General features: G+C 72.7%; 12 protein-coding genes. 6 read left to right on the top strand and 6 right to left on the bottom strand.

Features of this window, described 5'->3' with window-relative positions; genetic code table 11:
• The 3 genes from ACFZBU_RS44180 to ACFZBU_RS44170 all read left to right on the top strand — a co-directional run.
• A partial coding sequence (locus ACFZBU_RS44180; RefSeq protein WP_391589466.1) for a peptidase C14 occupies window positions 1-1,646 on the top strand: 1,646 nt, incomplete at its 5' end.
• Window position 1,647: 1 nt separating this feature from the next.
• A complete protein-coding gene (locus ACFZBU_RS44175; protein WP_391589465.1) occupies window positions 1,648-2,553 on the top strand; it encodes a GNAT family N-acetyltransferase in 906 nt (301 codons plus the stop codon).
• 50 nt (window positions 2,554-2,603) lie between these two features.
• Window positions 2,604-3,584, top strand: coding sequence for a lactonase family protein (locus ACFZBU_RS44170; protein WP_391589464.1), 981 nt, complete (start codon window positions 2,604-2,606; stop codon window positions 3,582-3,584).
• Between the two features lie 25 nt (window positions 3,585-3,609).
• Here the strand turns inward: ACFZBU_RS44170 and ACFZBU_RS44165 are convergent, their stop codons facing one another.
• On the bottom strand, window positions 3,610-4,551 hold the full coding sequence (locus tag ACFZBU_RS44165; RefSeq protein WP_391589463.1) for an NAD(P)-dependent oxidoreductase: 942 nt from the start codon (window positions 4,549-4,551) through the stop codon (window positions 3,610-3,612).
• Between the two features lie 61 nt (window positions 4,552-4,612).
• On the opposite strand from ACFZBU_RS44165, the gene ACFZBU_RS44160 reads away from it, so the two are divergent.
• Entirely contained in the window at window positions 4,613-5,254 is a 642-nt protein-coding gene (locus tag ACFZBU_RS44160) for a TetR/AcrR family transcriptional regulator (RefSeq protein WP_391589462.1), read from the top strand.
• A gap of 33 nt (window positions 5,255-5,287) precedes the next feature.
• Here the strand turns inward: ACFZBU_RS44160 and ACFZBU_RS44155 are convergent, their stop codons facing one another.
• The 4 genes from ACFZBU_RS44155 to ACFZBU_RS44140 form a co-directional block, all read right to left on the bottom strand.
• Window positions 5,288-5,956, bottom strand: coding sequence for a response regulator (locus ACFZBU_RS44155; protein ID WP_391589461.1), 669 nt, complete (start codon window positions 5,954-5,956; stop codon window positions 5,288-5,290).
• 5 nt (window positions 5,957-5,961) lie between these two features.
• Window positions 5,962-7,302, bottom strand: a complete 1,341-nt coding sequence (locus ACFZBU_RS44150; protein ID WP_391589460.1) for a sensor histidine kinase — start codon at window positions 7,300-7,302, stop codon at window positions 5,962-5,964.
• Window positions 7,303-7,368: 66 nt separating this feature from the next.
• Window positions 7,369-8,502 (bottom strand): acyltransferase, encoded by a 1,134-nt coding sequence (locus ACFZBU_RS44145; RefSeq protein WP_391589459.1) that lies wholly within the window; start codon window positions 8,500-8,502, stop codon window positions 7,369-7,371.
• Complete coding sequence (locus ACFZBU_RS44140) at window positions 8,495-9,466, bottom strand: alpha/beta hydrolase (protein ID WP_391589458.1); 972 nt, start codon at window positions 9,464-9,466, stop codon at window positions 8,495-8,497. Before ACFZBU_RS44140 ends, ACFZBU_RS44145 begins: the two co-directional genes overlap by 8 nt.
• 275 nt (window positions 9,467-9,741) lie before the next feature.
• Between ACFZBU_RS44140 and ACFZBU_RS44135 the strand changes: the two genes are divergently transcribed.
• Both ACFZBU_RS44135 and ACFZBU_RS44130 read left to right on the top strand, forming a co-directional pair.
• Window positions 9,742-11,130, top strand: coding sequence for a sensor histidine kinase (locus ACFZBU_RS44135; protein WP_391589457.1), 1,389 nt, complete (start codon window positions 9,742-9,744; stop codon window positions 11,128-11,130).
• A gap of 330 nt (window positions 11,131-11,460) precedes the next feature.
• Window positions 11,461-13,254 carry a cholesterol oxidase substrate-binding domain-containing protein gene (locus ACFZBU_RS44130; protein ID WP_391589456.1) on the top strand — a complete coding sequence of 598 codons (1,794 nt, stop codon included), beginning with the start codon at window positions 11,461-11,463 and terminating at the stop codon, window positions 13,252-13,254.
• A 115-nt stretch (window positions 13,255-13,369) separates the two neighbouring features.
• Here ACFZBU_RS44130 and ACFZBU_RS44125 read toward each other — a convergent pair whose 3' ends face one another.
• Window positions 13,370-14,113: a hypothetical protein gene (locus ACFZBU_RS44125; protein ID WP_391589455.1), complete on the bottom strand. Its 744-nt coding sequence runs from the start codon at window positions 14,111-14,113 to the stop codon at window positions 13,370-13,372.
• Window positions 14,114-14,188 lie beyond the last annotated feature (75 nt).

The following is a 14,188-nucleotide window of genomic DNA, read 5'->3' as shown; positions in this document are numbered from 1 at the left end:
ACTTCGGCGGACACACCGTCCGCACCACCGGCATCGAGAAGAACACCCACGACAACCCGTTCGGCGCCGTCCTGTACTTCAAGGGCAAGGTCACCAAGTCCGTGGTGAAGTACCCGCTGGCCGAGACCGTCATCGAACTCACCGACGCCTTCCCGGTACCGGACTCGAGCGCGTTCCGAGTCGGCGAGTGGTGGACGGTCGAGATCGATCCCATCGCCGGCGGCGGCACCTACGAGCGCGAGTTGCAAAAGCTCGTCGAGATCACCCAGGTCGTCGACGGCACACACATCCGGGTGGACTACCTCAACGGCTGGGAACTGGCCGCCGGCCGCGGCATCACCTGGACCCGGGTCGAACCGGTCCGGCGTGCGCACGTGCGCAACATGGTCTTCCTCGGAGCCGGCCAAAACGACGACGAGTACACCGGCTCGCATCCGATCGCCTACGAGTACGCGGTGCGCTGCGACGTCAGCGGGATCGAGGCCACCGGGTCGTTCTGGCCGGTGATCATGCGCCGTTGGTGCACGCACTTCCACACCGCGCGCTCCTCGCTGAAGAACCCGCCGACGGTGATGTACGGCGGCGCGGGCTACCTGACCCAGCAGATCTACTGCCTGTACGGCCGGGTCGAGGACTGCGTGTCGAGCAACGCCCGGCACCTGAACGACCTGACCGCGTCCGCCTACTGTCACGTGGTCAACTGCCACGGCGACGGCGACGACCAGGGCGGCAATCCGTTCACCACCCACGGCCAGTACGAACACGATCTGCTCTTCGAGGGCAACTCGGGCCTGATGGACATCGCGAACTCCGGCGTGCTGTGGGGCACTTCCGCCAAGCGCATCACCGTGCGCGACCACGTCTGCTCGTGGTTCGTCGCGGGTACGAAGATCACCGATCTGACCCTGGAGAACGTCCGGGTGATCCCCCGACCGACGTTCGACCCGGGCGGCACGCTCCAGGTGAACGCGGACGGCGTACAACTGCGCGGGTGTGTGGCCCGCACGTTCGCGATCGGGCAGCGCTCGGCCCGCTCCACCCGGCCGAACACCATCGAGGGCTGCACGTTCGACCTGCCCGCCAAGCAGGTGCTGGTGCAGACACCCGTGAGCAACACCGTGCACTTTCGGGACTGCACGTTCACCGGCGTGGACGGTGCGATCCTGCGCGGTTCGGGCGAGGTCGACTTCGACGGCTGCACGATCGTGGGAGCCTCGCCCACGGCCGCACCGCTGGAGGTCGGCTCGGCCGTGTTGCGGCTGACCGCGAGCACACTGACCAACACCGGCGTGTTGTTGTCCGCGGTCCGCGACCAGAGCGTGCACATCGGCGCCGGCACCCGGATGACCGGTGCCAACGGCGCCGGCGCGCTGCTGTCCCGGGCCGCCGGAACGGGCGTCTCCCGCTGGCAGTTGCACGACGCGGCGTCGAGCACCGACGGTGCACACGTCCGGCTGGATTCCGGAGTCAACCACTGGCTGGCCACCGGAACCCGGTTCACCGGCGGCCGGTTGGAGCTGCGCCCGGAGGCGTTCGCCGGCGCGTCGTCGCTGCTGCACACCACGTGCGTCGAGGACGGTGTCACGCGCACCGCGCTGCCGGCCGCCGGCGCACGGGTCGTCACCGGCGGGAACCTGGCGATCTGAGATGGAACTGCGCACCACCACCCCGGCCGACGATCCGGCGCTGCACGCCCTGTGGGCGGTGGCCTTCCCGGACGCACCCGGCCTGCCGGCACTGCACGCGCACGACCCGGGCCGGCATCGACACACCCTGGTCGCGGCCGACGAGGACACGATCCTCGCCGTCCTGCACTGGCAGCCCCGGCCGATCCGCGACGCGGCGGGCGGGGTGGCGGTGGTCGGTTGTGTGGGCAGCGTGGCCAGTGCGCCCCGGGCGCGCGGCCGGGGTCTGATCCGCCGGTTGCTCGCGATGGCGATCGACGACATGACCCGGTACGGCTGCGCGTGGTCGCTGATGTTCAGCGGCACGCCGGGCGTGTACACCGGGTCCGGGTGGGAGACCTTCCCCTCGCCGTACCTGCGCGGCGTGGCCGGTCCCGAAGCCGCGTGGGGCGAGCTGCGGGTGCGTCCGGCGCGGCCCGCCGACCTGCCCCGAATGGTCCGGACCCACGCCGCTGCGAACGCGAACCGGCCGCTGACCACGGTGCGTTCGCCCGCCGACTGGGCGCACCGCTTCCCGCACTGGTACGCCGCGCCCGCCCGGGTGTCGGTCACCGAGGACGGCGACTACGTGGTGGTGCGCCCGGACACCGGCGAGGTGGTCGAGGTGGCCTGCGGCCCGGGCCGTCCGTACGCGCTGCCCGCGCTGTTGCGCCGGGCGCTGTGCGAACTCGGCGGCCCGGGCACGGTGGTGACGCTGCGGGTGCCGATCGATGCGGCGCTCACCCGGGCGATCGGCCCGTTGCTGACCGATGTGAGCACCGGCCACACCGCGTTCGGCCTGGCCCGGCCGATCCAGAGCGACCGGGCGCGCGTGCGCGCCACGGTCACCGCCCCCGGTGCGATCCACTGGCTGGGGGATGCGTTCTGATGCACCGTCAGGACGCCCGCAGATCGCCCGGCTCGGCGAGGAATCACCCCGTGCCGCCGAGCCGGGCACCGATCCTGATCGGCGGCGACACCACCGTGGTGTGCGAGGCCGATCCGGACACCGGCGCGCTGGTGGCGACCGGACCGCCGGTCCCGGTGCGCACCGCCTACGCCGCCGCCCATCCGCGCCTGGACCTGGTCTACGGCGTGGACGAGGCACTCGACGGCACGATCACCGTGATCGAGCCGGCCCGACACCCACGACTCCGGCACCGGGCCTCCTCGCGCGGCTCCATCCCGTGTCATCTCGCGGTCTCCCCCGACGGCGGGCATCTGGTCGCCGCCAACTACGGCAGCGGCGACCTGATCGTGCACCGCCTCGACGAGCACGGCTCGCTCGCGGGCGTGAGCGAGCAGGTCGCCCTGCCCGGGCCGGGCTCGAAGGCGCATCCGAAGCGGCAATCCGCGGCGCACCCGCACCAGGTCGTGTTCGAGGACCACGACTCGCTCACCGTCGTCGACCTCGGCGGCGACGTCCTGCTCACCTACCACCTGAGCGCGGGCCGACTGCGGCTGCGCTCGACCCACCGCGTCCCGACCGGCACCGGACCGCGGCACCTGAGCGGCCGTTGGCTGCTCGGCGAACTCGACCCGGCGATCCTGGCGTTGCCCGACCTGACCCGCCATCCGCTCGCCGCGCCGGGCCTGCCCTCGGCCATCGTCACCTCCCCCGACGGCGCGCACGTGTACGCGGCCAACCGCGGCCCCGGCACGATCAGCACGCTGGCCACGGCCGCCCCGCACGTGATGTCCCACCTCCCGGCGGGCGGCGCCGACCCGCAGGACCTGGCCTTCGTCGGCGACCTGCTGTACGCGGCCCTGCCCGGCGCGAACACGGTGGGCGCGTTCCGCTGGACGCCGGGCACCGGGATCCTGCGCCCCCTCGGCACGGCCCTGCACACCGCCGACCCACGCTGCCTGCTGCCGATCCGCAGGCTGCGCCCGGGGCCCGGTCCGGCGGACCCGACCTGAGCCGGCCCACCCGACCGCGGCCGCGTCAGGCCGAGCGCAGGAGTTCGCCCAGCCGGGTGAAGCTGTCCTTGCCGTGCCCGGTCCGCACCCCGCGCCGGAACACCTCCAGCACCGCGCTCGGCAGCGCCGCGTCCACACCCGACTCGCGCGTGGTGTGCACGACGTGTTCGACGCTCGCCACCGCCATGTCCAGGTTGTCCACGTCGCCGCCGTGCTCGTCCGCGTCCAGCCGCGGCGTGTAGAAGGCGAGGAAGCCCGGCACCGAAGCGGCCGTGGCGGCGGCGTGCGGCAGGAAGTCCGCGGCCGGGATGCCGTTCGCCCGGGCCACCGTGAGGGCGTGCAGGGCGCCGAGCATCGAGGTCCAGAAGATGTCCATCTGGAGTTGGTAGAGCAGCGCGGCGCGGCCCGGATCGCTGCCCTGGTAGTCGGTCCCGGTCAGCACCGCCAGGGTGTCCCGATGCGCCTCGAACACGTCGGCCGGGCCGCTGTAGAAGGTGGACATCTCCGGCGAGCCGATGCCCGACGGCGGTGACTGCACCCCGCCGGTCAGGTGTCGGGCGCCGTGCCCTTGCGCCCACGCGGCCGCGGCGCGGGCCCGCTCGGGGGTGTCCGAGCTGAGGTTGACCAGCACCCGACCGGCCAGCGCGGGCGCGGCCGGCTCCAGAATGGCGTACATCGCGTCGTAGTCGGTCAGGCTCAGCACCACCAGCTCGTTCGCGGCCAGCGCGGCCTCGATCGTGTCGGCCCGCACCGCCCCCTCGGCCACCAGCGCATCCGCCTTGCTCGCGGTCCGGTTCCACAGCGTCACCGGATGCCCGGCGGCCAGGAACGCCCGGGTCATCGCCTGCCCCATCGGACCGAGACCGATGACCGTGACCGCCCGCTTGTCGCCCATGAATACTCCCGAGATTGATCCGATCCGACCGGACTGGAACGAACGCTCTATCCGATGTCGAGAACGTAGCACAGCTCTGGAGCGAACGCTCTATCCAGCCTGAAGCGAACGCTCTATCCGATAAACTCGCCACGTGAAGACCAAGGCGCAGCAGCGCGAGTCGACGGCCCCGGCCGCCGGGACCACCCCGCTCGGCACCCGCGAACGCATCGTCCGCACGGCCTCCCGGCTGATGCAGCGGCAGGGCTACGACGGCACCGGGATCAAGCAGATCTCCACCGAGGCCGGCGCCACGCTCGGCTCGATGTACCACTTCTTCCCGGGCGGGAAGCAGGAGTTGGCGGTCGCCGCGATCCGGCACGGGGACGGCGAGTTCGCCGACATCCTGCGCGCCGTGCTGGCCGCCGAGCCGGACCCGGGCGCGGCCGTGCGCGAACTCACCCGCAGCCTCGCCGAGGGCCTGCGCGCGTCCGACTGGGCCGACGGCTGCCCGGTCACCGCCACCGCGCTCGGCACCGCGACCGGCGCGCCCGACATCCGGGCCGCCGCCGCCGAGGCGTTCGCGCACTGGCGGGAGCTGGTGCGCGCGAGGCTGGTCGAGGTCGGCCACGACGAGGCGGACGCCGAAGGGCTCGCACATACCGTGATCAGCACCCTGGAGGGCGCCGAACTGGCCGCGCAGGTCGGCCGGAGCGAGCAACCGCTACTGCTGGCCGGCATCCACCTGACCCGGCTGATCGACACGTACGAGCGCAACCCCACGCCGGCCGGCTGAGGCCCTGGGGCCGCGGACCCGGCCGAGCCCGGCTCAGCGCACCTCGCCCGCCCGCACCACACCGTTCTCGTACGCGAACACCGCCGCCTGGGTGCGGTCGCGCAGGTTCAGCTTGGCCAGCAGCCGGCTCACGTGCGTCTTGACGGTCTGTTCGCTGACCACCAACCGCACGGCGATCTCCGCGTTGGACAACCCCTGGGCGATCAGCGAGAGCACCTCGGTCTCCCGCTCGGTGAGTTGCTCGACCCGGCCGCGCGGCCCGCCGGTGGCCGGCCCGAGTCGGGCGAACTCGGCGATCAACCGGCGCGTCACGGTCGGCGCGAGCAGCGCCTCGCCGGCGGCCACCACCCGCACCGCGTGCGCGAGTTGCAGCGCCGAGGCGTCCTTGAGCAGGAATCCGCTCGCACCCGCGCGCAGCGCCTCGTAGACGTACTCGTCCAGGTCGAACGTGGTCAGCACCAGGACCCGGGTCGTGCCGTCCGGATCGGCGGTGATCTCGCGGGTCGCGGCCAGGCCGTCCAGGACCGGCATCCGCACGTCCATCAGCACCACGTCCGGGCGCAGTACCGCGACCTGCTCGACCGCGTCGCGCCCGTGCACGGCCTCGCCGACGACATCGATCCCGGGCTGCGCGCCGAGCAGGACGGAGAAACCCTCGCGGACCATCATCTGGTCGTCGGCGATCAGTACCCGGATGGCCATCGATGTCACTGCTCCTCGGTCGGCAGGAAGACGTCCACGTGGTAGCCCCCGTCGGGAGTATGCCCGGCCTCGAGTGTGCCGCCGATCATGGCCGCCCGTTCGCGCATGCCCAGCACCCCGTGTCCGGAGCCTTCCCGGGCGTCCGGCCCGGGGTTGGGAGCGGCCTCGTTGTGCACGCGCAGACCCACCCCGGTCGGTACGTACGCGACCTCGACCCGCACTCGGGCGCCGGGCGCGTGCCGCAGTGCGTTGCTCAGTGCCTCCTGGCCGATCCGGTAGGCGGACAGGTCGACGCCCTGCGGCAACGGGCGCGGCACGCCGACCGTGACACAGTCCACCGTCATGCCGGCCGCGCGCACGTTCTCGATCAGCTCGGGCAGCCGGTCCAGGGTGGGCAGCGGGGCCGGCCGGCCCGATCCGTCGAGCCCGCTGCCACCCTCCTGCTGGGTGCGCAACAGGCCCAGCACGCGCCGGAGTTCGGCGAGCGCGTCGACCGCGTTGGCGCGGATCGTGACGAAGCTTTGCACCAGTTCGGGCGGTGGGTCGGCGACCCGGTAGCGGGCCGCCTCGGCCTGGATCGCGATCACCGACATGTGGTGCGCGACCACGTCGTGCAACTCGCGGGCGATCCGGGCGCGTTCCTCCAGGAGCGCGCTGCGCTCACGTTCGGTGGCGGTCAGGTCGGCCTGGGCGGCAAGCTGCCGGCGCGCGTCGCTGCGGCCGCGGAAGGCGACCACGACCACCATCACCACCGCGGTCAGCATCGCGACGGAGGGCATCGTGCCCCAGTTCGACGGGTCGTGCTGCGCGTTGCGAACCAGGACCACGCCCAGCAGGGTGGTGATCGACCAGGTCTCCACGACGACTCGGGTCCGGGCGTGGAAGGCCACGTTGGCCGACACCACGATCTGCATGAAGACGCCCACGGCCGTCCACGGCCACTGGATGTGGTCATGTCCCTTCTCCCCCGCGATCGCGCACACCACGGTCGCGCCGAGCGACATCCACCACGCGACCAACGGCCGCTGCGACGCGATCAGGATCGGTGCGCCGGTGGCCAGGCCGAGTGCGAAGGCCAACCCGGCGGACACTCCCGGGTAGCCCGCCAGCACCGCGCCCTGAATACCCACGGTCAGCACGACCGCGACGTAGAGCAGAGCGCGTGCGACGGCCATGCTGCCGAAGGGGGCCGGCGGGCGCTCGGTGCGGATCCGGACGTCGAACAGGTCCTCGCGCAGCACGGCCAGCCCCCGGGTCAACCGCCCGGTCCGCGCCGCACCACCGCCGGCCTCGTCGCGCTCCCCGGCGCCGTCCGCCCGCTTCGTTCCGCTTGCCTCGACACTCACCCACGGAGGCTATGAGGCACGACCGGTGCACGGCATCCCCGCCTCGGGTGATCCCGGGTGTCACTCTCAGGAGCTACGTCGGGAGTCCCGGCGGCCGGGTCCGCCCGCCTCCCAGCGACGGAACACCGCCCACACCACGAGCAGCACACCCGCGAACACCGGCATCCACCCGATCCGCGCCACGATCCAGGGCAGTTCGTCCGGCACCGTGCCCAGGCCGGGCAGCCCGCCGAGCGCGATGCCGAGCGAGGTCACCGCGAGCATCGCGCTCTGGTGCCACAGGAACACCGTCATCGCGGACAGGTTGACCAGCGCGACCACCGCCCACGTCCGCGGATGCCGGCACAGCGCCCGCCGCAGCGGAGCACGGACCAGCAGCGCGAGCCCGCACTGGGCGAGGCCGAAGGCGACCGCGGCGAGCGTGGGCGGGTTCAGGTTGGAGATCGCCTCGCCCGGGACGCCCACCATGGAGACCGGATAGCCGCCGTAGCGAATCAGCCCGGCACAGGCGAGCGCGCCGGCCACCAGAAGCGGCCCGCCGAGCCGCTCGATCCGGGCCCGGTGCGGCCCCGCCCAGAGCACGCCGAGGCTGTACGGGACGAGCCACCCGGCGAGCACGTCGATCCAGCCGACCACCGCCGGCCCGTCGGCGGCGAAGCGGATCAGGTCCACCACCGAAACCGTCCCGATCGCGAGCACGGGTCCGGCCCGACCGAGCCGGACCACGAGCGGGGTGAGGGCGGTCAGGCCCGCGTAGACGAGCACGAACCACAGCGGTGACAACACGAGCCTGCCGAGCGTGTACAGGGTGTCGCCGGCCACGACGTCGGCGAGCACCGCCATGGCGACGGTCCACACCACGAGCAGTGCCGCGATCGGCCGGCCGAGCCGGATCATCCGCCGCCGGACCCACGGTCGGTAGCGCTGCGCGCGCGCGTGGGACTGCGCGGCCACGTACCCGCCGACCAGGAAGAACACCGCGAGCGGCTGGAGCAGCCAGGTGATCGGCGCGTAGTCGGGCAGGTGTCGCAGCGGGCTGTCGGTCTGCCAGTGGTCGGCGCCCGCGTACACGCCCGTGACGATCCAGTGGCCGAGCACGACGCCCAGGATGGCGATCGCCCGCAGGCCGTCCACCTCGCGTTCGCGGTCGACCGGAGTCGAGTTCTCGATCCGACGGACCAGGACGCCCGGTTCACGCATGGGTCACCTCCGTGGCGCGGCCGCGCGCGATCAGCGCGAGGTTGTGCAGGGCCGGCCCACCGGGCCGCAGGTAGTCGGAGTGGCCACCGCCGCCGGCCGCGAACTCGCGGGCGCCGAAGCCGCCTCCGGTGGGGTCGGCGCCGAAGCCGACGGTGGTGTCGAAGAACGGGATGCGCACGTTGGGCACCAGGTCGATCCAGTCCGAGCCGCCCCGCCCGGCCCAGACCCGGGCGCCGGTGCCCAGCTCCTCCCGGTCGTCCACGCCCAGCCCGGGGCTGCCGAACACGGCCAGGTCGGCGACGTCGATCCGGGAGACCGCCCGCCCGCACACCACCGAGCCGTACGAGTGGCACAGCAGCGACACCTGCGCGGCGGGCGACACCGCGTACAGCCCGGCGACGAACCGGCGCAGCTCGCGCGCGCCGTCGTCGGCCCGGCCGGTGGTCAGCACGTCGAGGCTGATCGTGTGCGGCGGCGAGTAGCCCAGCCAGGCGATCACCGCGACCCGGGCGCTCGGATCCTGGATGCGGATCTCGTCGTACAGCGCGCGGGCCCCGCCCGCGGGGGTGGAGTACGGCTTGTCCCCACGCGTGTCGAAGTGGTCCAGGTCGCTGTCGCTGCCCGGTACCAGGACCGCGATCCGATCCGCGCCGGCGAGGTCGCCGAGCACCTCGATCGCCCGGACCCGGCCGGCGCGGCCGTCGAAGGCCAGGAAGGTCCGGTCCGGGTCGGCCATCCGGGCGAGGTGGTCCGCGCGCCCGGCGTGTCCGGTGTTCCGGGCCAGGCCGGCCGCCTCGGCGATGGCCCGCTGGTTGGCCGCGTACCGCTCGCCCAGGCCGGCCGCGGACATCGCGGGCAGGGTCGGCGGCTTCGGGGCCGCGGCTTCCGCGACGCCGACGCCGGGTCCGGCCAATGTTCCGGCGACCAGCGCCGCGACCAAACCCATTCGCAACCGACCACGCATGTCCCGCTCCCGTCCTCGAAGTACCGGACACGAAGCTAGGAATCGGCGTCGGTAGCCTGCGTCGCCCCAGGGAGTGGACCCCGCGGGTAGCTCTCCGGGACTACCCGGGTCCGCCGCGCCCCACGGAATCGCACACACCGCCGAGGGTGCGTACACCCCCGATGTCCGGGGCCGCCGCTCGACCGGCGCGAACAGAGGGGCGAGCCTCAGGTATCACCTCGGCCCTCCTCCGCTGGACTGACGCGCGCCGGCCCGGGCCGGCTACCGTTGAATCCGTGACTTTTCGCCCCGCCGAGTCGACCCGCCGCCCGTTCCCGTCCTGGTCCCCGGCCGGACGCTCGCTCGTCTTCGACGTCACACTCGCGGTCTCGGTCGGGATGCTCACCGCCGGGCTCAACTTCGCCCAGCACCTGCGGGACTCGGGCGGCGACTTCACGGACACCGGCGCCTGGGTGTCCTTCGCGGCCGAACTGACCGCCGGGCTGGTGCTGGTCATCCGGCGTCGGCATGCCGTGCTGTGTGCGTGGATCGCGGCGGTCACGCTGTTGCGGGAGCAGGCGCTGGGCGGTTGCTTCGCGGCCTACGCCGTCGCGGTGTACGTGAACGATCGGCGCAGGATGTGGGCGGCCGTCGGGGTGTTGTGCGTGGCCACCTGGCACCCGTGGGACTGGCGGGATCTGGGCAACGGCACCGCGAACATGCTCGCGATCCTCACCCCGGCGTGCTACGGCCTGTACGTCGCCTCCCGCCGCCGGCTCATCGCCGCGCTCGGCGAGCGCGCCGAACGCGCGGAGCGGGAACAGGAGTTGCGCGCCGAGCAGGCACGCGAGGAGGAGCGTAACCGGCTCGCCGGGGACATGCACGACATCGTCACGCACCGGGTCAGCCTGATGGTTCTCCAGGCCGGCGCGATGCGCTCGCGGGCTCCGGACGAGGCGACCCGTTCGGCCGCCGAGGACCTGCGCTCGACCGGATGTCAGGCGTTGGCCGAACTGCGGGACCTGGTCGCAGTGTTGCGCACCGCCGAGGAGCGCAACACGGGCGCCCCGGTGGAACCGGCCGTGCTCGACCTGTCCGCCCTGGTCGACGAGTCGCTCGCGGCGGGCGTGGATGTGCGACTGGACGTGGAGGGCACCGTGCGGCCCGCCTCGCCGGTCGTGGTGCGCACCGCGTATCGGGTGGTCCAGGAGTCGCTGACCAATGTGCACAAGCACGCCCCCGGTGCCTTCGTCCGTGTCCTGCTGCGGTACGCCCCCACCGAATTGCGGATCACCGTCACCAACACCGCGGCCACCGGCCCCCGCGAGATCGAACTGGGCGCCGGCGGCACCGGGTTGGTCGGACTGGCCCGGCGGATCGAGCTGACCGGCGGCACCTTCTGCGCCGGCCCGCGGCCGGACGGCGGTTTCGCGCTGGACGCGCGGTTGTCCCTCGCGCCGACCGAGTCGGCCGGGGCGACGGATCCGCCGACGCCGACCCCGGCACCGCCGGTGCGACCCGCGGCGTCGAGCCCGGTCGAGTCGCCGAGCGCGGCCGATCGGCCGGCCCCGTCGCGGGCCCTGCGAGCCGCCGGTCGCGCACGACGACCCGCCGGGCAACGATCGCAAGCGGAACCGGAATCGGCACCGGGAGTACTCACCGGGTCACACCCCGAAACCGGTTGATACCCGGCGGATCCACCCGCGCCCGATTCCGCATCCTCGACACGTGTCACCGACGCTTGGGTGTTGACTTGGCCGGCCCTCGGATGGACCCTCGGGCCAGCCACATCGCGGGCCGCCGGCGGCGGGCGCCGGCTCGGCATCGCACCGTCCAGGCACGCCATCACGTCGTGGAGCCGGGCACACCCACCGGACCCGGCGCTGTACCGACATCGCGATCCACCAGGTGACTCGGCACCGCAGCACATCGATCGTCCGGAACCGGAATCTCCGCTTCCGCATGTCGAATTCCCCCGGGCTGCAGGCCCTCGGGACGCCCCGAAAGGCGACCTGATGCCACGACTGAGCGATACGAATCCGGACCACCCCACCGACCCCGCGGCCGGCACCTCGAACGTCGTGCCCGGCGCCCCCTCGCGCCGAACCGTCCTGGGCGGCCTCGCCGGCGCCGCCGCACTGGCCGCGACCCAGTGGACACCCGTCGGCCTGATCCCCGCCGCCGAGGCCGGCGCCGCACCCACCCCGCCGAACTTCCCGCCCGGCATCACCCTGGGCGTGCAGCAGTACCGCAACTGGTCCGGCGAAATGCGCGCCGACGACGTCTGGACCGCGGTGCCCGCACGCCCCTCGGACGTCGTGGCGCTGGCGAACTGGGCTCGGGTCAACGGCTATCGGCTCCGCCCGCGCGGCATGAGCCACAACTGGTCGCCGATCCTGATCCCCGGCGGCGCGGACACCTCGCACACCCTGATGGTCGACACCACCCGGAATCTGACCGCCCTGGTGGTCAACCCCGGATCGCCCACCACGGTGACCGTGCAGACCGGGTGCAGCGTCGAGCGCCTGCTGACCGAACTGGAGCGGGCCGGGCGCGGGATGATCGCCACCACCGCGCCGGGCAAACTGAGCGTGGGCGGTGTGCTGGCCATCGGCGCGCACGGCAGCGGGATACCGACGCCGGGCGAGACCCTGCCGCAGGGCGGCACCTACGGCACGCTGAGCAACCTGGTGTTGGCGCTGACCGCGGTGGTGTGGGACCAGGCGGCGGGCGCCTACGTACTCAAGACCTTCCAGCGCGACGACCCGGAGATCGGGCCGTTCCTGGTACACCTGGGCCGCGCCTTCGTCACCGAGGTCACTCTCCAGACCAATGCGAATCAAAGACTGCGCTGCCAGAACTTCTACCACGACCAGATCGGCACGCTGCTGGGCCCACCCGGCGGCGGCGGCAAGAAGCTGGCCGACTACATCCGCGATTCCGGCCGGGTCGAGGTGATCTGGTTCCCGTTCACCACCGTGCCCTGGCTCAAGGTGTGGAGCGTGGCACCGAGCAAGCCGTGGGTCTCCACCCGCATCGACAATCCGTATCCGTACACGTTCGCCAACTTCGTCACCGAGGACCAGGCGCACTTCCTGGCCGACATCGCCACCGGCAACGTGGGCGCGACCGAGGTGTTCACCAACGCCGAGATGGCGGTGGTGGGTTCGGGCCTGATCGTGACCTGGACCTGGGACATCTGGGGCTGGTCCAAGAACACCCAGCTCTTCGTCGAGCCGACCACGCTGCGCATCCACGAGGGCGGCTGGGCGGTGTTGACCGCGCGGGCCGACGTACAGCGGGTGCTCAACGAGTTCTTCGTGGCGTACACCGGCCTGTTGGGCGCGTACAAGGCCAATGGCCGGTATCCGTGCAACAGTCCGATCGAGCTGCGGGTGACCGGCATCGATCGGGCGAGCGAGGTGGTCACCGCGAACGCGGTCGAGCCGACGTTGTCCGCCGCCCGCCCGCGCCCCGACCACCCCGAGTGGGACACGGTGGTCTGGCTGGATGTGGCGACCCTGCCCGGAACGCCCGCCAACCACGACTTCTACCAGCGGATGGACGCCTGGATCTGGGGCAACTACACCGGAAACTACGCGTGCGTACGGCCGGAGTGGTCCAAGGGCTGGGCCTACGGGGTCGGCGGCGCGTGGACCGACACGGCCGCGGTGACCGGCCGGATCCCGAATTCCTTCCGCACCGGTCTGCCCACGACGAGCAACTTCGACGCCGCCCGGGCCACGTTGAACAAGTACGACCCGGGCCGAATCTTCTCCAACACCTTCCTCGACGTCCTCCTGCCCTGACCGACCCGCCACCGCACAGCCGCCCCCGAGCGATGCCCTCCCCGCCCGCTACCGACCGGGCGGGGAGGCGATCGACGAATCGCCCCTCCTCGACCGGGGCCCGCCCGCCCGGTCGTCAGCGATCGCCGCTGCCGTCGGCATCACCGTCACCGCGGCCGTAACCGTCCCCGTCCCCGTCCCCGTCGAGCCAGCCGTCGTCCAGTGTCCCGTTGTCGTCGTACACCACGAACTCGCGTTCCACCGAAGCGATTTCGTAGCCGGCCAGCGCGGTCACCAGGGCCGCCGTCGCAGCCGCGGCGGACTCGTCGCCGACCCGGTGGCAGCGCTGGGTGACGAACCGTTCGGACCGCCCGTCCGCCCTGATGCGGCGCGCGTTGTGCGACAGGTGCGCACCGTGCCCGACCACCTCGGCGGCCAGCGCGGTCAGGTCGGCGTCCCCGGTCAGCACGAGCTTGAGGTGGTGCTCGAAGTACAGCCCGGGGCCGAGCGCGCGCGCCGCCGCGTCCGTGCGTGGCACCCCGGGATGCCACGGTGCCGCCTCGATCTTGATCCGGGTCACCGGATAGCCGTCCCCGCGCAGCACCGCCGCCAACTCCGCGGCCCGTCCGCGGGCCCGAGCCAGGGTCGTGGTGGCCCGGTCGGTCAGCATCGGCTGGGACACGGTGCGTCCGCGTGCGAGCACGATGTGGGTCAGGCCCATGCCGTATCCGCCTGCTCGGCGGGCCAGTGCGTCCACATCGTCCGTATCCACCGTGACGTGTGTCTCGAATTCCCCCGCCAGGTCCGCGGGGAAGGCCCGGGGCACGTCTCCGGCTCGGTGGGCCCGGCTGATCTCGGTGGTCTCGGTCGTCGCGTGCACCGCCCCATCCTCGCAGCAGGCCGTGGACGGCACCGGGAAATAATCGGTGCGCGGGCCGGGCACCCGGCTCCGCAT

Source organism: Embleya sp. NPDC008237 (assembly GCF_042956465.1).
Classification (GTDB): Bacteria; Actinomycetota; Actinomycetes; order Streptomycetales; family Streptomycetaceae; genus Embleya.
This window is presented reverse-complemented; position numbering and strand designations above follow the sequence as displayed.

Bases quoted from the DNA above. Each gene is read 5' to 3' on its own strand.
- ACFZBU_RS44145 (WP_391589459.1), bottom strand. From the start codon at position 8,502: ATGCGTGAACCGGGCGTCCTGGTCCGTCGGATCGAGAACTCGACTCCG.
- ACFZBU_RS44155 (WP_391589461.1), bottom strand. From the start codon at position 5,956: ATGGCCATCCGGGTACTGATCGCCGACGACCAGATGATGGTCCGCGAG.
- ACFZBU_RS44140 (WP_391589458.1), bottom strand. From the start codon at position 9,466: ATGCGTGGTCGGTTGCGAATGGGTTTGGTCGCGGCGCTGGTCGCCGGA.
- ACFZBU_RS44175 (WP_391589465.1), top strand. From the start codon at position 1,648: ATGGAACTGCGCACCACCACCCCGGCCGACGATCCGGCGCTGCACGCC.
- ACFZBU_RS44130 (WP_391589456.1), top strand. From the start codon at position 11,461: ATGCCACGACTGAGCGATACGAATCCGGACCACCCCACCGACCCCGCG.